18 protein-coding genes and 2 pseudogenes are annotated in these 24294 nt (G+C 33.4%); 12 read left to right on the plus strand and 8 right to left on the minus strand.

Annotation, left to right across the window (positions count from 1 at the left end; all coding sequences use genetic code 11):
• The first annotated feature begins 19 nt into the window (after nucleotides 1–19).
• The gene (locus deia_RS01420; RefSeq protein ID WP_146820392.1) at nucleotides 20–2440 is read left to right on the plus strand and encodes a UvrD-helicase domain-containing protein; all 2421 of its coding nucleotides are present in this window, start codon (nucleotides 20–22) and stop codon (nucleotides 2438–2440) included.
• A 46-nt stretch (nucleotides 2441–2486) separates the two neighbouring features.
• Here deia_RS01420 and lnt read toward each other — a convergent pair whose 3' ends face one another.
• From lnt to deia_RS01435, 3 genes are all read right to left on the minus strand, one after another.
• Entirely contained in the window at nucleotides 2487–3977 is a 1491-nt protein-coding gene (lnt, locus tag deia_RS01425; protein WP_146820393.1) for an apolipoprotein N-acyltransferase, read from the minus strand.
• A gap of 40 nt (nucleotides 3978–4017) precedes the next feature.
• Nucleotides 4018–4566, minus strand: a complete 549-nt coding sequence (locus deia_RS01430; protein ID WP_146820394.1) for a septation protein IspZ — start codon at nucleotides 4564–4566, stop codon at nucleotides 4018–4020.
• A 234-nt stretch (nucleotides 4567–4800) separates the two neighbouring features.
• Nucleotides 4801–5304 (minus strand): Panacea domain-containing protein, encoded by a 504-nt coding sequence (locus deia_RS01435; RefSeq protein ID WP_146820395.1) that lies wholly within the window; start codon nucleotides 5302–5304, stop codon nucleotides 4801–4803.
• 177 nt (nucleotides 5305–5481) lie between these two features.
• Between deia_RS01435 and deia_RS01440 the strand changes: the two genes are divergently transcribed.
• The 6 genes from deia_RS01440 (at nucleotide 5482) to pth (ending at nucleotide 9926) form a co-directional block, all read left to right on the plus strand.
• Nucleotides 5482–5763 (plus strand): hypothetical protein, encoded by a 282-nt coding sequence (locus deia_RS01440; RefSeq protein WP_146820396.1) that lies wholly within the window; start codon nucleotides 5482–5484, stop codon nucleotides 5761–5763.
• A gap of 224 nt (nucleotides 5764–5987) precedes the next feature.
• Nucleotides 5988–7442 carry a ribosome biogenesis GTPase Der gene (gene der / locus deia_RS01445; RefSeq protein ID WP_161982785.1) on the plus strand — a complete coding sequence of 485 codons (1455 nt, stop codon included), beginning with the start codon at nucleotides 5988–5990 and terminating at the stop codon, nucleotides 7440–7442.
• A 3-nt stretch (nucleotides 7443–7445) separates the two neighbouring features.
• Nucleotides 7446–8468, plus strand: a complete 1023-nt coding sequence (locus deia_RS01450; RefSeq protein WP_146820398.1) for a D-alanyl-D-alanine carboxypeptidase family protein — start codon at nucleotides 7446–7448, stop codon at nucleotides 8466–8468.
• A gap of 50 nt (nucleotides 8469–8518) precedes the next feature.
• Entirely contained in the window at nucleotides 8519–8908 is a 390-nt protein-coding gene (locus deia_RS01455) for a MerR family transcriptional regulator (RefSeq protein WP_146820399.1), read from the plus strand.
• 2 nt (nucleotides 8909–8910) lie between these two features.
• A complete protein-coding gene (locus deia_RS01460) occupies nucleotides 8911–9390 on the plus strand; it encodes an SH3 domain-containing protein (RefSeq protein ID WP_146820400.1) in 480 nt (159 codons plus the stop codon).
• Nucleotides 9391–9392: 2 nt separating this feature from the next.
• Nucleotides 9393–9926: an aminoacyl-tRNA hydrolase gene (pth, locus tag deia_RS01465; RefSeq protein WP_146820401.1), complete on the plus strand. Its 534-nt coding sequence runs from the start codon at nucleotides 9393–9395 to the stop codon at nucleotides 9924–9926.
• A gap of 210 nt (nucleotides 9927–10136) precedes the next feature.
• On the opposite strand, the gene deia_RS01470 is transcribed toward pth, so the two are convergent.
• The 4 genes from deia_RS01470 to deia_RS01485 form a co-directional block, all read right to left on the minus strand.
• Nucleotides 10137–10607: an adenylyltransferase/cytidyltransferase family protein gene (locus tag deia_RS01470; protein WP_146820402.1), complete on the minus strand. Its 471-nt coding sequence runs from the start codon at nucleotides 10605–10607 to the stop codon at nucleotides 10137–10139.
• 229 nt (nucleotides 10608–10836) lie between these two features.
• The gene (locus deia_RS01475; protein WP_146820403.1) at nucleotides 10837–11358 is read right to left on the minus strand and encodes an RNA pyrophosphohydrolase; all 522 of its coding nucleotides are present in this window, start codon (nucleotides 11356–11358) and stop codon (nucleotides 10837–10839) included.
• The gene (gene murJ / locus deia_RS01480; RefSeq protein WP_146820404.1) at nucleotides 11355–12884 is read right to left on the minus strand and encodes a murein biosynthesis integral membrane protein MurJ; all 1530 of its coding nucleotides are present in this window, start codon (nucleotides 12882–12884) and stop codon (nucleotides 11355–11357) included. Before murJ ends, deia_RS01475 begins: the two co-directional genes overlap by 4 nt.
• A 7-nt stretch (nucleotides 12885–12891) precedes the next feature.
• Entirely contained in the window at nucleotides 12892–13563 is a 672-nt protein-coding gene (locus deia_RS01485) for a hypothetical protein (protein WP_146820405.1), read from the minus strand.
• A 109-nt stretch (nucleotides 13564–13672) separates the two neighbouring features.
• Here deia_RS01485 and deia_RS01490 point away from each other — a divergent pair, with 109 nt between their 5' ends.
• The 5 genes and pseudogenes from deia_RS01490 (at nucleotide 13673) to deia_RS01505 (ending at nucleotide 23610) form a co-directional block, all read left to right on the plus strand.
• Complete coding sequence (locus deia_RS01490; RefSeq protein ID WP_146820406.1) at nucleotides 13673–19735, plus strand: hypothetical protein; 6063 nt, start codon at nucleotides 13673–13675, stop codon at nucleotides 19733–19735.
• 72 nt (nucleotides 19736–19807) lie between these two features.
• Nucleotides 19808–20581 carry a succinate dehydrogenase iron-sulfur subunit gene (locus deia_RS01495; protein WP_146820407.1) on the plus strand — a complete coding sequence of 258 codons (774 nt, stop codon included), beginning with the start codon at nucleotides 19808–19810 and terminating at the stop codon, nucleotides 20579–20581.
• Between the two features lies 1 nt (nucleotide 20582).
• Nucleotides 20583–21053: pseudogene (locus deia_RS05965) on the plus strand (DNA translocase FtsK 4TM domain-containing protein); the annotation flags it as partial.
• Between the two features lie 405 nt (nucleotides 21054–21458).
• Nucleotides 21459–22970 (plus strand): annotated as a pseudogene (locus deia_RS05970) (DNA translocase FtsK); the annotation flags it as partial.
• A gap of 4 nt (nucleotides 22971–22974) precedes the next feature.
• The gene (locus tag deia_RS01505) at nucleotides 22975–23610 is read left to right on the plus strand and encodes a hypothetical protein (protein WP_146820409.1); all 636 of its coding nucleotides are present in this window, start codon (nucleotides 22975–22977) and stop codon (nucleotides 23608–23610) included.
• Nucleotides 23611–23748: 138 nt separating this feature from the next.
• On the opposite strand, the gene deia_RS01510 is transcribed toward deia_RS01505, so the two are convergent.
• The gene (locus tag deia_RS01510; protein ID WP_146820410.1) at nucleotides 23749–24294 is read right to left on the minus strand and encodes a M15 family metallopeptidase; all 546 of its coding nucleotides are present in this window, start codon (nucleotides 24292–24294) and stop codon (nucleotides 23749–23751) included.

A 24294-nucleotide genomic window follows, 5' to 3' on the forward strand; every position in this document is an offset into this window, starting at 1 on the left:
TTTATTTATGGTGTAAAAAATGACTGATATTCTAAGTAAAATTCAAGACGAATGCACGAATATTTTTATATCCGCCAACGCGGGCTCCGGTAAGACAAAAGTTTTGGTAGATCGTGTCATTTCCCTTATTTTATCGGGAGTTTGTGTTGATAAAATACTTTGCATTACATATACCGAAAACTCAACACATGAAATGCAAGAGCGTATATTTTCCAAGATTTCATCGCTGTTTTTGCAAATTAAACAAGGCGATTTAAAGGAGATAAAAACCTATAAAAACTATCAAGACCAAGATACCGCCTTGCGTCTTTTTAGGAACGCTTTGCTTGATATTGAAAGGCTAAATGTATGCACTTTTCACGCATTTTGTGCGAAAATTTTACGACAAACAAGCGCAGTAACAAATATTTTACCAGATTTTACGATTTTAACCGAAAATGATGTAAAAATGTATAAAAAATATGTAAAAGATGTGATTTTTGATGAAATTTCCGAGGAAAATGACAAAAAAATAGATAAAATTATAGCGAAATATGGAAAACATTGGTTTGAGGAATTTGTAAATAATGGAATTGATAATTTGCATCTTTTTGCCAAAATTATTCGTAAAAAAGAGGAATATCGCGGTATTTATGGCAGTTTTGTTGGGCTTCCAGCAAAAGACATGGAGGATATTTTAAATGACTTTTTTTCAGATTCAATTTTGCAGAAAAATATTGAAAATTCTGCAAATTCAGGGTCAAAACAGTCAGAAATTGTTAAAAAATGGTGCAATTTAGAGAAAAAATACATAAATGAGGATTTAATTTCTGCATATTTTACAAATGGAAAAATTCGTAGTCGTGGTATGAGTGATGCCGATATTTTGGCTGCCGAGTCTTTGCAGAAATTTTGCAAAAATGCCTTTATTTCTCATTCTTTTTTTACAACCTTCCTGCTTCTTGATTTTTTTGAAATTGTCTATTTTAAATATCAAAACCTAAAAAATGAACATAATTGCCTTGATTTTGACGATATAATCTATATTTTATATGAAAATATTAAAAATCCTGCCGTTATGGAGGTAATTTTTGCTAAGTATGATCATATTTTACTTGACGAATCGCAGGATATGTCAAAGCAGCAGTGGGAAATTATAGATGAGATTTTTGGTGAATTCTTGGCAAATAAAGTCGATAAAATCAAGACAATTTTCGCAGTTGGCGATGAAAAACAGTCGATATACGGCTTTCGTGGCGCAAGTGTTGCAAATTTTCAGCAAAGAATGGTTAGTTACGCGCAAAAATCTGCTGATTTTGGTGCAAAATTTGAAAAAATAGAGCTTTTAACTTCTTATCGATCAAGGCCCGAAATTCTTTCATTTGTAGATAAATTTTGTAAATTAACAGGCGATTTTTCAAATCTTTCAAATGCAAAACATTTGGCAAGCACGCAAGAGGAAGGGGTTGTTTTGATAAATGAAATTGAGGAAAGCGAGGAGAAATTTAACTATATTTGGGCAATATGTGACAAAATTTTAGAGATAAATCGTGGTGGCATGGCATTTTCCGATATAATGGTTTTGGTCAAAAAGCGGAAAAAAGATGGAATTTATGGCAATTTTTTACGCATTGCAAAAGAGAAAAAAATACCTGTAAATTCGGATAAAGAACAGGGAAATATAACAAAAATTTGCCTTCTTGATTTCACCGCTTTACTTGGGCTTGTAAACGACATTTTGGATGAATATTTGCTAGCCGGCCTTTTAAAATCGCCGCTTTTTGGGTTTTGTGATGATGAAATTTTCGAGCTTAAAAAGTCTGGAAGATTAAATATTCATAGCTTGAAATCTGATGAGAGATTTTTCAAAATTTACGATATTTTGATGAAAATTAGTGCAAAAACCAATAATATTTCTCAATTTTTTGCACAAATTGCCGAGTATGAGGAGATTTTTGACAAATTTGTCAAATTTTACGGAAAATCTTTGATTTATCAAATTTTGGACATTTTAACAACGCAAGGTGATGATGGTGTCTTGGTTTATCGGTACATTCTTGAAAATATTGACGATATTGAAATAAAAAATCCAAGTTTTGATGGGGTAAAAATAATGACTGTGCATGGATCCAAGGGCTTGCAGGCTAGGGCTGTGTTTTATATAGATGACAATTTTGCGATTGATAAACTTGCAAAAAGCGGAAATAGTCAAGGATTTTACTCGATTTTCTTGCGTCCGGATTGCAGATTTTTTACAGCAAAGTCAAGAAGTTTAAAATTTGCAGAAAGCATGTGCAAGGCCTTGGGTGAGGATTTATTTTCACTTGAAATTGAGGAAAAAAACAAGATTTTTGAGCTATCTGAGCAAAATAGAGTATTTTATGTTGCATTTACGAGAGCGGCGGAATTTCTGGCTTTGTATGTTAACAATGCATCTTTGATAATTGATTATATTGGTTAAAGGTTGTTGCAAAAAATATAATTTTTTAAACAAAATGCTGTATTTTTTATTTGAAAATTAGTGTTTTTTCATCTTTCCTATCAATTTTTGCGATAACCTTCCCATATTTATCAATAATTGCGGAAATTCCTGTGTTTGCGACCCTGATTACTGGAACTTGGTTACGAATTGCGGCGATTCGTGCGTGTGCAAAATGCTGATGTGGGCCTATTGAATTTCCAAACCAGCCATCGTTACTTATGGTAATTATGTAGTCTGGATGGAGCTTTTTAACGTTTTTATCGAAAAGAATTTCATAGCAAATAAGGGGTACAAATTTTTTGTCAAAAATATTCCATACCGCGCGTTCTTTACCCCTTGAAAATGAAGGCAAAAAGCCGATTTTAATTGGTATTAAAGGTACATACTCACCAAATGGCACAAGATTTATTTTATCATATATTTTTTCAATTTTTTCATTTCCCATTAAAAATGCGGAATTTGTGTAATTATCGCTTTCATCAAGACCAACGCCGCCGAAGACTATTTTTGTATTTTTCCCAATTTCTGACTGAATAATTTCAAGATAAGATGCGGTATTTTCATCCTGCGGGCTGTCTTTATTAATTGAATATGGAATTGATGTCTCCGGCCAGATTATAAGATTTTGTGCGTTTTTATCAAGGTTTTTCATTATTTCGCGAGTTTGCAAATGGTGAACTTCAAGTGATTTTTGAACATCATGAAATTTTTGGTATTGAGTAAAATTTGTCTGTAAAAGCCCGATATTAAAAGGGATTTCAAGTTTTTCTTGGTGGTTTAGGCGGAAAATTCCAAAAGTTAAAAATAGCGTGTGAATGAGGGCAATAAAGCAAATTGCACAGATTTTTTCCCATTTTGCGATTTCGGCCAATAAAATCGTTGGAATTAGATATAAAAGCACTGCAAAAAAGCTAAAAAGATTTATGCCAATTACAGCAAGCGGCTGTAGCCATGCGTCAAGTGCGCCAAGCGTCATGCCGATTTGCCACCATGGAAATGGAAAAATCATCGATGCACGCAGTCTTTCGGACAAAATCCACAATAGTGAAAAGGCGAAAATTTGCATAGCGCGATTTGAAATATTTGGCAAAATATACCGCCAAATTGCCATGCAAAGTGTTAAATATATCGAGAAATAAAGGGGAATTACAGTAAGAGCAAGGGGAAGAAGAATGATAAATCTCATGTCTTCAAAAAGCGAAAAAGCTATCCAGTGTGTATTTGCAAAAAAGTAGCCAAGCCCGAATGCAATTGAGTATTTTGCTGCAGTTTTGACATTTTCCGTCTTTTCCAGCTTTGCGTAAAAATATGGCAGGGATATAAACAAAGCGGGAAAAAAATACATTGGCGTGGACGCAAATATCGAGATAAATCCAGCAAAAAATAGCTTTACATAGATATGGTTTTTTGGATTTATTTTAAGCAAAAGCCTCAGCCAGATTAGTTTATTAATGCTGTCAAAATATTGATTTGCGCAGACGGCCACTGTGCAAGACATTTTTGATATTGCTTTCATAACTTACAAAGTAATGCGTTTTATTTTAGTTTAAGGATTTTTATTTGCAAGATATAAATTTCAAAATTCTCCTGCCGTATATTGAAATAAAGAGTAAAATCCAGAAGCTGATTTTTCCAAATATAAGACGCAAGATTAACAGCTTTTCAAGTGCGTAGTGATGTGCGATAATGGCGTAGATAATTGCCTTTACAAGGAAGTAAATTGACCACACAATAGTGAGTTTTCTAAAGTATCCATCGAGGTTTTCTGTCATCCAAGGTTTTGCAAATTTTGCAATTATTGTTTCTTTGTTGCGAAGACTGCAAGCAAAATAAATTCCGGTAAAAGCATTTGTTAGTGCTGATTCATATTTAAATAAAAGGGTTTTTTGTAAATATAGGTCGCAAATACTGAATATTATTGTAATTATTGCGGAAAATTTAAAGAAATTGCTGATTTTTATCTTTTTAATGCGAAAAAATATCACTTGCAAGATTACGGTAATTATTGCCGAAATTAAAGCAAATTTCGTGCCATAAAAATGATTGACTATATAGAAAATCAGTATCGGCAGGAAGTCTTTTGTGATGAATTTGAGGGTTTGCATGGATTGACTTGTTTAACTAATATACATTGAATTATTAAAAATTATTTAAATTTTTTACCTGCAAAAAATGACATTATTAAAGAAACAATCCATTTTATATTTTCTGTATCTTTTTGTAAAATAAAATACAACAATACAATAAATGCAAAAGATGTGGCAAGAATAATTTTTAAATTTTGATGCCAAAAATTCTCTTTTAAACTTTTTTCTGCTAAATTTGAATTTTGTTTAATTTTACTCATTTTCTCCTAAAATATTTTCAACAGATTTCTCAAAATATTCTTCAACCAAGGGAAGAGGTATTGGCGTGTTCCATCCAGAGCCTTGTTGTTTTACAACAACATCCCAAGGTGAATTTTCCTCATGCGACCAATCAGAAAGTTGACCTGCTGTATTTTTACCCCATTGTCTTACAGTTTCTTCGACAATTTTTGTCAACTTTGGATCATTTTTAACTGATAAATCGTAGTTATTAAAATCTGTAGACATTATTTTATTATAATTTTTATCTACTTTTGGAAAAACTGGACCATAAGGCCAAGCTTTAGGAAGTTCATCAATGACGGAATCTATTTCTTCGTCATCAATATCTTTAACTTTTTCTGTTGGCTGTATATTGTTTATTAAAGCAAATCCTAAAATTAGATATATTAATTTGTGAATTTTTGTTTTACTTTCATGATGACCATACTTCTTGCACAAAAAAATTATATCTTTTGCTAAATCAACTGTTTTCATAGGCAAAAATAAATAAGTCTACTAAATTTATAACATAAAAACTATTAAAGTCAATTAATTTTTTGGAAGCATTTTTTTTATTTTCAAGATATAAATAATATTATATATAATTTTTTTGTTAAACACTTGACAATAAAAAAATAACTGCTTTATATAGGTATATTTTTGATTTTTATTATGAAACTACCTTTACTTTTACTAACAGTGACTTTGGCATCTTGTTCTTACAAGATACAAAAACACAACTGTCCAGAGCTAAACAAGTCTTTTAAGGAAAAGCCTATGCATTTTAGCAAATGCTCTTATGCTCCTTTGTGGCTAAATCCTATGTTCCCTGCAGATTATGCAGATTTGAATAAGCATTTACCAAAAGATGCAAAAGTTGTTTCAATAGAGCAAAAAGTGTATCCATTTGTTCTATTTACTAAAACTTGCATAGAAGCTGACTATACTATGTAATTAACCACCAAACGCGTCAATGTAAAAATTGGCGCTTTCGCTTCTTTTTGAATCTTAAAATATATCTTTTGCTGTTTTATCGCAATGCTTTCTTCCACTGCACGACGCAACATTTAGAATTATTACTTTTGGCATACACTACGACATATTTTATGCAATATAAAAGATATTTTTTTTATTTGCAAATAATATTTAAGCATTTATGCTCTAAAAAACATGAATTTATGTACGTAAAAATAGCAATTGTCGGGCGGCCAAATGTTGGAAAATCTACCCTCTTTAATAAGATGGTTAAGAAAAATTCCTCGATAGTATTTGATACCCCTGGAGTAACACGTGATAGAATTGAGGCAGTTACTGACTTTTTTGACATGAAACTCAAATTAATCGATACAGCAGGCTTTGATAATACAAAAAGTGATGAAATTTCGCAGGAAATGATTAAGCAAAACATAAAAGCTATTGAAGATGCGGAAATTATACTGTTTTTGGTCGATGCAAAAGATGGAATTAACCAATTGGACACAAGCTTTGCAGAGGTTTTGCGCAAATTCAATAAAGAGGTTATTTTAGTTTGCAATAAGACTGAAAAAAAGCCACAAGACGATATAATGGGGGAAATTTATCAACTTGGGTTTAAAAACATGGTATTTGTCTCGGCGGAGCATAAAATCGGGCTTGAAAAACTTGCAGATCAGCTTAAAAAATCCTATCTTAATAAATACAATATTGACCTTGGCGAGATGGCAAAACTTGACACGGAATCAGATGCCTATATCGAAAAAACCGACAGACTTTCAATTGCAATTGTCGGGCGACCAAATGCCGGAAAATCAACCATTTTTAACAAAATCCTAAATGACGAAAGATCAATTGTCAGCGAAGTTGCTGGAACAACAAGAGACTCAATTCATCAAGAAATTGAGTATGGTGGTAAAAAAATTGACCTAGTTGACACTGCTGGAATTCGTAAAAGACTGAAAGTTGACGATAGAATAGAGGAATTCTCGGTTGAAAGTGCGTTTTATTCAATAAAATTCTCAACTGTTGCAATACTTTGTATGGACGCTAAAAATGCGTTTGAATCGCAAGATTTACGCATAGCGAAATTTGCAATTGACGAAGGCCGTGGGCTTGTGATAGTAATGAATAAATGGGATTTGCTTACCGAAAAAGAGCGAGAAAAAATCATAGACGGAATGGAAAAATTTCTGCAAAATGTATTCCCAAAGACAAGAGGGCTGCCGTTTTTTACGATTTCGGGAAAATTTGATGAAAATATAAACGAAATACTCGATGAATGCGTGGTTTTAAATGACATTTGGTCAAAGCGTATAAATACTGCAAAGCTAAATGCGTTTTTGCGTGAGGTTTCGCAAAACAGCCCAGCGCCAAGATGTAAGGGGCATGAAGTTAAGGTAAAATATGCAACTCAAATTTCAACTCGCCCAATGACACTGTGCATTTTTACCAATATGATAGAAGGGATAACAGATTCATATCAAAACTTTTTGGAAAATGAAATTCGTAATAAATTTGGTATTTTCGGCGTTCCAATTCGTTTTAAGATTAAAAAATCCGACAACCCATTTAAACCGGTTGCAAGACCAAAATTGCGCACTCCGCAGGTTACAAAAAGATTTGCAAATGTTGTAAAAAAGAATAAGAAAAAAACTTGATTTATGAAGATATGCAACCTATTTAAAATCTTGATTTTTACTCTTACCCTTTATCTATTACCAAGTCAAAAAGCTAGGTCTCAAGCCGTTTTTGTATATGATGTAAATGGTGAAGAGGTGCTTGCTGCGAAAAACGAACTGGCCAAATTATACCCAGCATCAACCACAAAGGTTATGACGCTTTATATTGCATCAGATGCTATTAAAAGTGGGAAAATAGGCATTTATGACAAAATTTCCGTCTCACGCGAAAGTGCAAGACAGCAAAGAACAACGGCAAATCTTGAATATGACGAAGAAATTACCTTTAAAAATCTAATGCTCCTTGCCGGAACAATCTCCGCAAATGACGCGGCTTACGCAATTGCAGATGGAATTTCAAATCAAAATACATCGCTTTTCATAAAAAGCATGAATGAAAAAGCAAATGAGCTTAAAATGTATGGCACAAATTTTGCAAATCCAACAGGGCTTCATCATGACGATCAATATTCAAATGCACATGACATCGGAATAATGATGCAAAATTTTATGAAAAATCATCGTGGATATAGTGGCGCGCTTAAGTCAAATGGCATATTTTTTAAGGGCAAGTATTATAGTCCTGTTAATTTGGTTGGGCAAAATTATAAGTGCATGAAAGGCTTTAAAACTGGATTTACTGCGAAAGCGGGGTATAATATAGTAACCAATGTTAAATGTAAAGACTATAATATAGTTGCAACTTTGCTAAATTTTAATACTTCTAGGGATAGAGATTTTTATCTAGCGGAGGTTTTAAATTACGCACTTGAAAAAGTTGGAGAAAAAAAATACCAAGATAAAAGAGATTTTTATATGACACTTGAGCGAAATGACGATGAAATTTATTCTACGAAGATAGTTTTTATGCAGTTTTTACCGTTTTTACATGGTAATAAATATTACACAGTATTGTCAAATATTGCAGATTACGCTTATAATGATTATATAAAACAGCATGTTGATTATGTTATGAGGTCAAATATTCCGTTTCCAAAAAAATAAATTGAATATAAAAAAAGTTTTGTGTATATGTAGATAAACTGAGATTTGATATGTATAAAATTGGCGATGTTGCAAAATTAACAGGTATTAAGACTCATACTATTCGCTTTTGGGAGAAAAAATTTCCACATATTAAATCTGCAAATGAAAAGACTAGAACTAGATATTATGATTCATTTTGTATATCGGAGATAATTAAAATTAGAGATTTACTAAAGGAGCATAAAGTTACCTTGGCTGGAATTGAGAAAATGATGCATGATGGTAAAATTAGGCCAAGAAAAATTAAGAAAATGCAAAATATTGCTGTTCAAGGTGTTTTATTTTCTGATGAGGTGTCTGATGTTAAGATTGATGGCACTAGGCTTGCGATGGTAAGAATTGGCATCAAAAAAGAACTTTATGTCATAAAAAATATTTTAAAAGATCTTTTAAAATAAATATGCTTAGGTTTTGGTTGTTTATATTGTTAATTTCATCTTACTTAAATGCAGCAAAAGCTGATGACGATATTAAAAAATTTGTATCATTAAAAGGAAAGATTACAAATATTAGAAATGGACCAGGTGAAGAGTATCCAGTAATTATGACCTACAGTGGAACATACATGCCTCTTGCAATTTTACATAGAATTGATGATTGGTATATGGTAACTGACTATCAGGATAAAACAGGCTGGGTAAAGGTTAATTTGGTAAATGGAAATTCCAAAAATAGAAATATTATTTTTACACAAGATGCTTACATATATAAAGTTATAAAGGATAAGATGGTAAAAGTTGCAAAAGTTGAAAAAAATATGACTGCAAATTTACAATTTTGTAATAAAAAACTGTGCAAAATTAGAATGAGAAAATGGAATATTTCCGGTTATGTGCAAAGAAAATCAATATGGGGTGTTCTTGAAAATGAGATTTTATAAGTATGTTTTTAGTTGTTGGACTTGGTAATCCTGGTAATGAATATAAAAATACTCGACACAATATAGGGTTTATTGCAATTGATAAGCTTGTATCAAAATTTTCCGATGGACTTTTGTTTTCAAAATTTGATGGCTTACTTGTAAAGGGTAGGGTGTTGGGTAGTGATATAATCTTTTTAAAACCTCAAACATATATGAATTTATCTGGAAATTGTGTTCAGAGAGTTATGCAATTTTATAAAATTCAGTCTGACAAAATTATAGTGATTCATGATGATATAGACTTAAAATTTGGAGTTACTAAGATGAAATTTTCTGGCGGGAATGGCGGACATAATGGCTTAAAGTCGATCGATGCAACTGTTGGCTCAAATTATCATAGAATTCGCGTGGGAGTTGGTAGGCCGGAAAATAAAGATATGGTATCAAGCTATGTATTATCTAATTTTTCAGCTAGTGAGATTGCAAGTGTTGATGAAATACTACTGGAAATTGAAAATAAAATGCTGGAAAAAATACAAGACAATTCTTTATAATTGGAAATATTGAATATTTTACTATTTTAATTTGTATCAAATTGGTTAAGGGATGTTTATGTCGGATTTTTTGTGATTATCGAAAATTCCCAATTACGCACGAGGTTTTTTCGCTAAACTCAAAGGTATCTAAATTTCTTACATAAAAAATTCGCATATTTTTTAAATCTTGCCAGTGAATTTAAAATCGCAAATATAAAATGCAAGAAATTACTTTTGCTCTTTTAATTTTTGTCGAATTTTTGTTGATGATTGCGATTTTGTGTAGGGCAAATAAACAATTTTTACGCCATATTTCTTGAGCTTTTTTGCAACATCGTCATACTCGCCAAAATGGTCATCGCCGGAAATTAAAATATCCATTTTGAATTTTTCATAGAGTTTTTCGTCAAAAACGTAGTGATCGACGTCTGGAACTACGACATCTGCGTATTTTATGCCGCGCACGACCTCGATTCTTTCTTCAAAAGGTATGACTGGCGTTTTGTTTTTGTATTTTTGAACGACTTCGTCTGTGTGAACGCCAACGATCAAAACATCGCACATTCCCTTTGCGGCGCGCAAAATATTTAGGTGTCCAACATGAAACATGTCGTAAACTCCGTTTGTGTAACAGGTTGTTTTTGCGTTGCAGTTAAAGAAAAAAGCAAGAAAAACAAAGCACCAAATGGCGATTTTCATTGGTAATGAACAAAATCTGCATCATTGTGGGTGGATAAAAAATAAAAGTCAAGAATCATTTAAAAAAAATTGACAAATTACAGTTGCAAAACCCCTACACAAAAATCACAAAAACCCAAATGCACGCAGGACTTTTTCGTGTAAGTCTTTTTTAAATTTAGTATAATTTTTTCATCACAGAAGTATAAAAATTTGGCAACTTTTAGAGCGCAAAAGTGCTACACAAAAATCACAAAAACCCAAATGCACGCAGGACTTTTTCATGCAAATCTTTTTTAAAGTGTATACTTCTTTCAACTATTTCATTACCCTTTTTCCAGTAAAAATTAGAAAATTCTGCCATGTGCGTACCATTATTTAGGTCTACATCGGTGTTTTCGCCAGTGAATTTAAAGTGATACCAAATATGAGCTTGTCCGCCTTTTCCACCTATTCTTTTTTGAAAATCTAGCGGTAAATCATAGTAAATCCAATCGTCAAGTCGTGATATGAATTCGAGCTTGTCTTTTTTGATGCCAGTTTCTTCAAAAACCTCTCTGTATATAGCGGTTTTTAGGTCTTCGCCGCTATCTAATCCGCCTTGTGGCATTTGAAGGGTGTCGTAGTGAATTGTGCTTTTATTGTCCATTCTTTTTGCGCAGAATACAAGTCCATTTTTTTCAATTACCGCGCCAACGCCAATGCGGTATTTTCCGTCTTTTGAGACGATTTTTTCATCAAAATCAAGGTCAATAATGTGGGAAACTTTCATACTTTTTTACCAAAAACTAAAACTAAATCTCTTACTTTATAAACCCGCATTAAAAGGGATAAAATGCAATATAAAAATCCTGTAAGAATCATGGTAATTAGCATTGAAATTGAGCTTTTTATTCCAAGATTTACTAAATGTGACATCAAAATTTTACCAGCAAAATAAGTGAAATATCCAATGCAAATCAAGGTAATTACAGATCTTACAAGTTTTAAATTTATCGAAATTAATTTCTTGCGATGTGCGATAATTAGTGGCAAAATACCGCTTAAAATCGAGGATATTAGGGTTGCGTACACAACGCAGAAAAATCCATATTTTTTGTATGTCAAAAAGTTGACAATAACATTAACTAAAGCGCAAAATCCACCGATGAGCATTGGGCTTTTCGTGTCAAGGTTTGCAAATAAAAATGCATTGTATATTTTTGATAAGATTGAAAAACAAAAGCCGAAGCTGAAAATAAACAGCATTTTTCCAACAATTTGCGTATCCAAGCTTGTAAAAACACCTCTTTCATAGACAAAAGCTATTATTTCATTATGAAGGCAGCAAACAACGCTGCAGCAGAAAATGGCGGCAAAAAGGGCAAAAAGCACGCATTGATCGTGGATTTTAGCGACTTCTTTAAATTCACCAAGTTTTAGTTTTTTGCTCAAAATTGGAAGCAAGCTCACGCCCAAAGTTCCGCCAATTAGCGTTAGTGGAAGCTGATTTATCCTGTCTGTATAGTATAAATATGAGACCCCGCCTGCTGAAACGCTTGCAAAAATTGAGTCGACAAAAATGTTGATCTGATATATTCCAGAGCCAATTAGTCCATTGGTCATTTTTCCTAGGAATTGCCTTGTTTTTTCGTCACTTTTTACGCAAATTTTTACTTTTGGGCGGATTTTATTTTTATTGCAAATAATAAGCAGGAAAAAAAGCTGAAAAAAGCCGATAAACACTATTGCGTAAGACAAAATATAGGCAAGATTTGAGCTGCCTGAAAATATAAAAAATACACATACAAGCCCAAGATTATGCAGTATTGGCATGGCGGCGAAATATCCAAATTTTGCGATGCTGTTTAGCGCGCTTCCGCAAATCGACGCAAGGCAAATTGCGATAATAAAGATAAAATTGACCCGCGCGAGTGCTACCGTGAGTGTAAATTTTTCTGGAATTTTTGCAAAACCCGGGGATATAAAAGATATAACCTGCGGCATAAAAATTTCAAATATAACAACACCAATAATTAGCGTAAGTAGTAAATATGAGAAAATTTTACTCATAAATTCATTTGCTTCTTCTTGCTTTTTTTCTGCCAGAATATTTGAAAACATTACAGTAAATACTGAAGAAAGCGCCCCTTCGCCAAGCAGTCTTCTAAACGAATTTGGAAGTTTTGACGCAGCAACAAATGCATCGCTTACCATCGATGTTCCAAAAAAACTTGCCATAACGCTATCACGAATAAAGCCAGAGATTCTTGATAATATCGTCCAAAATGCTAGTGTGATGCTTGATTTTAGTAACATATTTGTATCAAATTTTTAGACATAAATTGCTTAAGTGGTTTGCAATGACATTTAGCTTGCTGCTATTTGTAAATTGACGCAACTCACCGATCATTATTGTTTCTTTTAGTTTGTCTTCTTCGAAATCATCGTTAAAATGTGACAATATTCCATTTTTTATACTACACATTGAAATCCATGTAATTGTTGCCTTGTTGATGCTTTTTTTTATTAATAAAGATTGCATGTTAAATTCGCTTCTTTGATATGGAAAGAATATATTTTTTTGATCAATAATGTCTATATGGTAATTTGATAATATTCCTATGTCATTATTTGAGGCGTTTTCTATAAAGTCATTTGCTTTTTGATATATATTTACTTGAATTTGATATACATTGTGACTAAATGTTGATAATGTTTTTGATATTATTCCATCGGTATCGCCAAGTATGGCTATATTAATTATTTCCCTCTTTGAAAAGCTAATTTTATTAAAGGCTATTTTTACTATATCAAAACAAGCGAATGTTAAAAGTGATAGTGAAAGTATTATTATCATGAAATTTGTTACTTTGTCGTAAACAAATCTGGTAGTTTTTTGTGGTTTTAAAACTACTTCGCATGCAATTAATGCAATTTTACTTGACTTGCGAAGGATGTGTAATTTTTTTTTTGCTTTAGAGACAAAATTTTTCATAAAAATATTGTTTTTCAACTTACTATAGAATAATAATTTTAAAAGTAAATATTTAATTGACTTATAAAAAAAATAATTAAATATAAGGTGCCGACCTTTTTGAATTTTGATGTTAAAATATTTTTTTACATTAATAATACTATGTTTTTATAGCAATAATGTATCTGCGGAGGCAAATCATGGTTATAAAGATAATCCATTACCTTGGCATGTTGAGCCTTTGGTAAATTATAAAGCTGGGGTTAAATTAGATCTTGGTATACAATTGATTGTTACGCCAAACGATATGGATGATGATAATTTGCACAAGTGTCTTATGCTTGGTCAGCCTGGTGATATAACTGGCCATGAAACAAATGATGCAGCTGGCGATAAAACTGTTTGGATTGATGAGGCATCTTATTCTGAGTATGATATTACGGTTGCGCAAGGTAGGCTTTGTGTTTCGCAATGTCAGGCTGCAGTAAAAGAAAAATGCATTACACTTGAAACAACAAGGGCTGAAGATACATATAAATTTCCAAGTGCTTCCATATCAACTCTTTATACAGAAGATTCAACTTTTACACTTGATGACATAGGGGATAATTTATCGCCAGGTGATGATGATGACAGGTATGGGCATAGAGTTGGCTATGTTTACAATCTTTTTAGTGGAAGATGTCCTTATAATTCAACAACCAATGATGATGAATGTCTTTTGCAGCAATCTATAAGCGGTGAAGTTACAATGGAATACTACAAGGGTGTAAAAATGAATAGAGATAACAATTGTTATGAATCTGTAAAGGATATTGCCCAAAAATGTCCTCAAGTAACAGGTTGCCCATGTGTAGATAGTGACGTAACTGGAAAATGTAGTCAGTCTACAAATTACATTCCTCATCAAAAAGGTGAATATTCTGGATATTGGATGAATTTAAAGCAGACACAAAAAATGTGTTTTCTTTGTTATTCCACTGTTAGACAAAGACTTGCAAAATGCAAAAGAGCTTCTTACGATGTTGGAATTGGCTATGGTCCAAACAATAATTACTCTAAGGCATTTCATGAATTAATGGATGTTATGAGGGTTAATCCTCCTAAATTTTTCCCACAGCAAAATGCATCAGCAAAAGTTTATCAGGTTTTTAGAAATTTATACGGTCCAGGTAGATACGTGTGTGGTTATGAGTATCGAGAATTTACGTTTAGTGGGCAAGATGATAGTCTTAGTAATAAAGAATCAAACAGAGTTGGCTGCAGAAAAATTGCTGCCAAAACAGGACCAAGACCTTTTCCTCGTATAGCTCAGCCTCTGGATGCAGCTGTTTTACAAAAGATAACACAGGCTGCGGCAAAAAAGACTTCATCAAGTAGTGTTACTGTGACAGATCCAGATATAAAATATGCCTATATGACAAAGGCTGCAGATAATATTTTTGGAAGCTCTCCTGCTTATAAACCCTTTAATGATTTGACAGAAGTTGGAGAAGTTTACAGGGGTGATTTTTTTAACCCATCTATTAACTTGACATATGGAAAGGCGAATTATACAATATGGTTTGACCCACCAAATACGTCTAATTTTGCTGATAAATTTATAATGGATGACGATATTGTGGAAACGCTAAATCTTGATCCCGATATCAAAAACGGAGATCCAAGATTTATAAAAGAAATGAGTAAGATATCAAAATGGTCAACAGATTTACCAAAAGAGATACAGTATGCTGCATCTTTTGACACAAAGGGTAATCCTGTCAAAAATTCGTCCATCGTTGCAAGAATTTGCAGTAGAATAGAGTATATAGATAGTAGAGAGGAAACTATGTTTGTTGCTTATTATATAGATAATAAATTTGTATATGGTGAAAATGGCTTTCCACTTGAAAACAATATTAAATGTAATGATGCTTTAAAAAAGGGAATGTTGAAAATTCTCGGTGGCACTGTTAGGCCGCCATTAAAATTTTCATACATTAATAAAAAAACTGTTACACCAATTGTTTTAAGCGCATCTGATGCTTCTGATACAACAGCAATTACAAATATTAAAATAGATCCATCTGTTATTGGTGGATATTATGACGAAATTACGAAGAAAATTATTTCATTTACTGATGCTAATGGAAAGCTAACGCCAGCTGGAAAATCTATTGCAAGTAGAAATGTTGATGCCGTTTTCACTCCTTATGTTTTAAGTGCTCTGCAGGATGTTGCCGGCAATTCATCTGCATCTCAAGGCAATCAGCAATATGGTCAAGTTGATAGTAATAGCGAGGTAATATTGTTTAATCATTTAATTTCAATTGGTCCATATTATCAAGATTGCTATGGTATAAGTATGACAAGTGGAATGGTTAGGGAAAGCATTAGAATGAAGGTTGTTGACTCAGTTGGTAAATGTAACGGAGATAAGAGATGTATTCAGGAACTGATATTATTCTTATCAGAAAATGCAGGTTGTCAAAAATTAAAAAGATGCAAGTCTTCTGATGACCCAGATTCTTGTGCAAAAAGTGGAAAGTTGCAAATTAAACTTGATAAGCCAGTAGATGAGTATATAAATAATATTGAATGGCTTGATGGTGTGTGTGTTGTAAGGGGTATGAGATACCCAGATTTTATTAAAGATGATGATAGTCTTCCAAATGGCTCTGGATTAAATCGAACTTTGTATGGGCAATATCCAAATTCATTTAATCCAAAGGTTACTCGTGCAAATTCTCAAGCAATTTCATTTAAACAAAAATATATTGATACACCGCAGATTGCATTGTATTTAAATGGCGGCAAGGGACCAGGTCCAGATAATATATTGAGTCCATCGGAAAAATACTATCAATTTATGGATCCTGATTCACAAATAAATGATCTTGCAGGGGTTATGGGGTCTGATTTAATGACTAAATATTTTGGTTGCTCTACATCTTCTTGTTTGAAAAATAAGGTTTCTGTGAGAAATAAAACAAACGATGAAATGGGTCTTTGTGTAACATTTGATAGGGTTAATCAAGTTGATTATGGCGTTGGAAGATATGCTGGCGGCTTATCATATAATCACTATATTCCGTATCGTTGTGAATATATGGAGGCTGAAGTTTTGGGTGCTGGTGGCAAGTCTGAACAATGGAATAATGATGCCCGTGTTAGGTTTAAAACTCAGTCAGTTGCTGAATGTGTTGGCTATACTGCAATGTGTACATTTCTGTCATCATTATTTTGGGGACCGGGTTGTGCATTTTCATTAGGCTTTGCAAATTGTCCATATATAGATGGAACAACGAAAAACTGCTGCAGTGCATCATCTGCATGTTTTGATTTTGTACAAAAGGCTTGTGAAAAAATGTTACAATCTGGATCTGGAGCGGGAGGAGGTTATGTTTATGGAATACTTGATGTAAATGCAATTGATAGAGATGCTTTAATTGTAAGCCCGGGTATAGATAATTCCTCAAATATAAATTTTAATACATTATTTAATTCTTCCTTTGCTTCTGAAAACAAAACAACATTAAATAACAGACTTGAGTCGCAAGTTGAGCAATTTGATATTGGGGGAGATTCTGTGATATGGAGAAATACATCAAATTCAAAATCTGGAGTTCAAATTAATAGAGTTATGGCGGGTCATCATGGGGGAAAGAAATATAATGACGAATCGAGAGCTTATGGTGGCGCGGCAAGGTATAATTCTGCATATCTTTTAAATAGTGGATATTTTGGAAATCAATGTTCAGCTTTGCCACCTGTTCCCAGTTCAGCTATCCCGCCTGACGCTCCATCTGCCGATAGTGGTAAATTTGATGAGGCAAAATTTCCAAATTACAGTGAGTATAAAGCAAAGGCATCAACAAATAAATGTGTTACAGAAAAGGGAAGTAGTGGAAAAGATTATATATGTTATGATTACGGTGAAGGTGAAAGTTTGCCAGTTGGAGCTGTCGTTTTATGGGAAGGTACAAAAACTATAACAACTACAACACCTGCCGATGGAAGGACAAGATTTTGTGAATGTGGTGCTAGTGTTGGAGCATTTTGCCAAGATCATGTTGTATATAATGAAGCATATACTATACATGAGGTGTATAGCAATAATAGTCGCAAGTATGATGAGAAAGTATCTTATATTGAGGGATATTGTGGTAGTAGTGGTTGTTCAAGATTAACAAATGCAGGTACTAGAATATTAGGCTCTTCTTTTATGAGTAATTATGGATGGATTTCTACAACAGGAATGTTTAACAATATATGGTATCCATATGATCCATTTAAAAAAAGTAGCGTTATTAATTATACAGGTCCTGCTGAGAGTGGAATACCGATAATTACTATAAGTGATTACGATCCTGCATATAGCATGGGAAATGTTTCTTATATGCCTTGGGGTACGTATTCATGGATGTTTGCGGAAGACTATGTTGCAAATAATGGCAATCAGTGTGCCGGTAAGCAAGATATACCAGGCAATAGCTTCTTTATTTTTGACAATATGGATGTATTTTGTTGCGTTATGGGTGCAGATTGTGTTTTGGCTGAAAAAGATAGCGGACAATGTGTTACATACCAACCTGATAAAATAGGCAATGTTACGCTTGACACTAAAGGTGATATAATTACATGGAGTTGCGTTGGTGCTGGTTGTAGCGATAATACAAAAGAAAAAGCATATTGTTTTGCAGTATGGAAGCCTGATAAAATTGGCTGGACAACTTATACAGATGCAATGAGAAAAGAAGATATAAAAGATCCAAGTTGCACAACAACTACAACGGTTAAGACTTATCAATATTGTAGCCCAAATCAAGCATGCATAAATGAGCAAAATAAGCTAAATGATGCAACATCTCAAGCAAAAGCTGATACTGCTAAGCTTGGCACATATACACAAAGTCGCAATCAATATGTCAAGGATGCTGCTAAGTATGACGAAGCTATGAAAGCGTCACTTGATGTACTTGAGTCGCAATATTTACTAAGAAAATATAACGGATGCTTTTCTGCAATTACAGGTGACGATGGAGAGTATGACTGGCCATCGCGTAATAATTCTGTTAAATTAAATGGCGGAGGAAATAGAGCTATAAAGATGAAAAATGTAATTTCAAATAGTTGTATTCCAGACAAAGCAACCAATAAATATACAGATTTATGTACACAGTATAGAATGATTCACCAGTATTGTGATGTTAATACTTCTTCAGCATCTTGTGACAATGGCAATGGCGGAAATTGCACGGTAAGTCAATTTAATAGCGGCGTGGATTTAACAAAAGCTTCAAGCGCTCTGTTGTCAACATTAAAGGCTATTTTTCGTCCAGGTGACAGAGATTACACAATTAAATCCCATCCATTTATTGGCTCAGGTGGCTGCGCAATTGACCATAATGATGCAGATAATTTAACAAGTTATGACACAATGGATAACACAGGAACTCAAATGGAAGCGTACGGCGGAGATGGTAGAATAACTCTTACGATTCCGTATACTCAGTTTAAGGCTGATGGAATTACACCAATTTTATACAATGGTAAAAAGAAGATTGACAAAGCAAATGGTATAAGAGATGTGCATTGTATGCCTCGATGTCCTAGGGCTTTTGTGCAAATTGGTAATTATATATGCGAATATAGTAATGGAGATCCTTATAAAGGCTATGAATCAAAAAATGACGATATTATCAAGCCACTTAAATGCTTTGATTCAACTGGAAAAATTTACATACCAGAGTCCGCAAATGCAAGAGTGTGTTTGTTTACAAAGTGCTCAAGTTATAAAACAAATTATCGACATTATGGTTTTTGCACAGATAATGATTTTTATAATGGCGCATTATATGTAAATGGTGCGGCTTTTTATACCGATTTAGTATCTGACACAGAGGTAAAGAAATACTGTGGATCAATTGATGCGAAGTTAAATCAAGATTACAGACTTGATGCAAATATTGATTCTTCCAATGATTATTCTTTAACTTGTGACGATCATGGAAATTGGAGGAAGGCAGCAGATGGAACATTAGTAACTTCTTATATGTGCCCTATGATGACTTTAGATGTTAAGAAATTTTTAAATACTAATATATTTAATTATACAACGAGTTTAAATCAAGTTCAGGAGTTTTCAAAATTTTCAAATGGAACATCATATTGCGGTGGTTATGGAATATATAAACCTATGCCAACATGATTTATATTTAATAAAATTTTCCTTGATAAATAAATTTATTTATTATAAAAGGATGTGAATAATTTTTTATTTATGGCAGAAATATTTTTACCACGAAATTCGGTTATCGATAAAACAAGCGGGAAACACTTTAAGTGCGATGGTAAAAATGTAAAAACATTTGAGATATATAGATACGATCCGGAAAGCGGAAAAAATCCAAGAATAGATAAATTTGATGTTGATTTAGACAAGTGTGGGCCTATGGTTTTGGATGCTTTGATAAAGATAAAAAACGAAGTTGACTCAAGCCTAACATTTAGGCGCTCTTGCCGTGAAGGCGTTTGTGGCTCTTGCTCTATGAATATCGATGGAAAAAATACTCTTGCATGCACTAAATCTATTGATGAATGCAACAAAACTGTGAAGATTAGCCCGCTTCCACACATGCAGGTTGTGAAGGATTTAGTTCCAGATTTAACCAATTTTTATGCACAACATAAATCTATAAAACCATGGATGCAGACTGAAAATAATAGCAGTAAAGAAAACCTGCAAAGCGAGGAGGATAGAGAAAAAATCGATGGGCTTTATGAGTGCATTATGTGTGCTTGTTGCTCAACTTCATGTCCAAGTTATTGGTGGAATGGTGAAAAATATCTTGGGCCTGCAATACTTTTACAGGCATATCGATGGATTGTTGATTCGCGCGATAAAAAGTCAAAAAAACAGCGTTTAAGTGAGCTTGATGACGCATTTAAGCTTTACAGATGTCACTCAATTATGAATTGTGCAAAGGCTTGTCCAAAAGGCTTGAATCCAGCACAGGCAATAGCAAATATTAAACTTGAAATGTTAAATAATTAATGTGAGGGATAAGAGAAAATATAACATTGTTAGCATTGCTGTTTTTTGTATATGTATCTTTGCGGCCGTTGCTTGTGTTAGTTATAATTCTTTAGATAAATCTTTTAATGTTGTAAATGACGAAAAAATAAGGAATTTATGCGGTATTTGCGGTGCTTATATATCTGACTTTTTAATGCAAACTTTCGGATTTATTTCTTTTGTTATAATAGCATTGTTTTGCGTTTGGAGCTTTTTAATTGCAATTGGTCAAACTATTTTTCTAATTTGGCTTCGTATGCTTTTTGCAGTATTGATGATTATTTCTATGTGTAGCCTTGTTGAAATCTTTATGTCATATAGAGATTTTTATTATGAATTTTTACCCGGAGGTTATGTTGGATATTGGTTTTATAACAAATATACCGTTAAAAACATTATAGGAAAAGTTACAGCTGGATTTGCATTATTTATAATTGCGTTAATATCTTCTTATATATGCTTTTTTATTAAAGATAATGGCAAGAATCAAACAGTTGAGACTTTAAAAAATATTGCTTTATTTCCACTTAATGTATTATTATTCCCTATTCATAAGGTAATGAGATTTTTTAGAACTGTAATGAAATATTCGGATATTAAAAAAGATAAAAGTAAAAATTCTTCCGCTATATTTAGATTTATTAAGCAGATTGCAAGATTGATGTTTTCAAAAAGAGCAAGAAGTGTTTTAAAGACACGTAAAACTATAAATGAAGCATCTTTAAATATGATAGCAAATGCTCCAAATAATCTTATATCGGATGAAGCGAAAATACCAAATTTCCTGCCTGAAAAGACGGCAAAGCAGGCTATAGATTCCGTTATCTCACCAAGTGATGATATATCTGGAATGAACTATTCCCCGCCTCAGCTTGATTTACTTCAGCCTCCAAAGCAAAATAAGCAGGATACAATTGATAAAGTGCAGCTTTCCAAGCTTCTTGTTCAAACTCTTCTTGACTTTGGCGTAATTGGTCAGGTGACAAATGTTAGTGTTGGTCCGGTTGTGTCGCTTTTTGAGTTCAAACCCAAGGCTGGAACGAAGTCTTCACGCGTTATTGGACTTGCCGAAGATGTTGCGCGAACTATGCAGAAGGTCTCGGCAAGAATATCGGTTATACAGGGAAAAGATGCGATTGGCGTTGAGCTTCCAAATAAAGTCAAGGCAACAATTTATCTTCGTGAATTACTTGAGTCAAACGCTTTTGCAATGTCTGATGCCGCCCTTCCCATGGCACTTGGTAAGGATATTGCGGGTAATCCAATTGTTGTTGACATGGCAAAAATGCCCCATCTTTTAATAGCCGGAACCACGGGTTCTGGTAAGTCCGTCGGAATTAACGCCATGATACTTTCGCTTTTGTATAAGCTTTCGCCAGAAGATTGCCGAATGATAATGATTGATCCAAAAATGCTTGAACTTTCAGTCTATGACGGCATTCCGCACTTAATGACGCCAGTTATTACAGATTCAAAAAAAGCTATAATGGCATTAAAATGGGTTGTGGCAGAAATGGAGAATCGCTATAAAATCATGTCATCCCTTGGCGTTCGTAATATTGTAAATTACAACACAAAAGTTGAAATGGCGCTTAAAAATGGAACAAAACTGACGCGTCAAATTGATGTTGGCTATAATCGGGATCTTGGTAAAATGGAGACGGAGACTATAGTTTTTGAGCCAAAAAAGATGCCATATATAGTCTTAATCGTTGATGAAATGGCGGATTTAATGATAGTTGCCGGCAAGGATGTTGAAGCGCAAATTCAGCGTCTTGCGCAAATGGCTCGTGCGTCTGGAATTCACATAATCATGGCAACTCAGCGCCCTTCGGTTGACGTCATAACTGGCGTGATTAAGGCAAATTTCCCAAGCAGAATAAGCTTTCAAGTGACATCGAAAATCGATAGCCGAACCATCTTAGGCGAGCAAGGCGCAGAGCAACTTTTAGGGCAGGGTGACATGCTTTTCATGCAAGGGGCAAGCAAAACACAGCGTGTTCATGGGCCTTTTGTCTCAGACAGCGAGGTTGAAGACATTGTAAAATACCTAAAAACCAACAATGTTTCAAATTACATCGACATTGTTGAATACGACGAAGGGGCGGATCCAATAATGAGCAGCGGCGGCGATGAGGATCTTGGAAATTTCGCAACAGGCAGGGAAAGTGATGACGATTTATACAAAATGGCAATTCGCATCGTGATGGAGGACAAACGCACGTCAATTAGCTATGTTCAGCGAAAACTGCGCGTTGGATATAACAAAGCCGCAATGCTTATCGAACGCATGGAGCAAGACGGAATTTTAAGCTCACCTGACAAAACCGGCAAACGCATTATTGTGAAGGCTGGCGGTGGGGAGTAGAATTATGGAGTATTGCGATTATGAAAATATTGGCAAAGAATTGTATCCAAGATTTGCAAAGTTTGAGTGTGCTTTAAAAAACAATTGGAATGAATTGTTATATAAAATAAATGATAATTTTTTAGATAGCGGGAAAATTTCAATTCAAGAAGAATACTGGGATTGGTTTTCATATGATAATCAGCTAGAGTCGTTCGGATATGTTCCAAGTAATGCAGTTAAGAATCCTTTAATTATTGAACTTGGGTTAAAAAATGAAATAAGGCAAAAAGAAACATTAGCGCATTTTGAGAGAGTGAAAAAGTTACATTTAGGTTTTTATGTTCAATTAATGAAAAGAGATAATGTTATAACAATTTGTAAAGCGTATGATGAAAAATTTAAGCTAAGTACTAGAGTTTGGGATTATGATATATTGGGTAAATATATATTTCCAAATTATCAAAAAATCGACGACAAATTTTTTCTTTATAAGAACTATTTAAATAAAGAAAATGGTGAGATTTATTATGACTATTATGCAGAAACTTCAATCATTCAAAAACTTCGTAATGACTTTTGCCATTTTCAATTTAATATCCAAGACTTTCAAACAGCCAAAGAATTACTTGATAAATATATTGTTATGCTGACGAAGTAAATTTGTATTAATAAAAAATAAAAGTCAAGCAAAACACAAGCTGTGCATTGATATATTCGATGATTGGGTAGGTTTTTGAGGCTTGAAAAGTAAATATTATGGCAGGGGGCTTTTGTGAGTGGTTAATTGATGCGTGTGTTATGGGTTATATTCTATTTTTTCGTAATTTTGATAATTCGGCAATTGATAATGCCACCACTCTGTTCTAATTGAGCAAAAACCTGAAATTGACATAATTCCAGCCAAAATAATACGACTTTCTCGCTGTTTATTTGTAATATCCTTGGAATCGTGATGTGACAAGCCTCCGAAAAAATCAAATTCACTGCCCATGTCAATTTCAATGTCATCCTTCGTTAATGTTAAATCAATGGCAATTCCACGGCAATGGCAGCAAGGGCCGGTGTCTGGATTGCTTACATAGTCTGGGTTTTGAACAATATTCCACATTTTTCTTTGGGCAGATATTGGCCTAAATGCGTCAAAGATTTTTATTTTATATCCAAGTGTTTTGGCATAAAGTGTAGCATTTTCCAGTCGCAATGCTGCATCTTTATGAAGCATTTTGAAATCTTGATCATATATCTTTTGCTGAACAAAATTATCAGTTGTAGAGTATTTAATATCAAAATCTACTTGAAATTGTGATATATCTTGAAAACCTATTTTATCAAGGTAATTCAC

This window comes from Candidatus Deianiraea vastatrix (assembly GCF_007993655.1).
In the GTDB taxonomy this organism is placed as follows: domain Bacteria; phylum Pseudomonadota; class Alphaproteobacteria; order Rickettsiales; family Deianiraeaceae; genus Deianiraea; species Deianiraea vastatrix.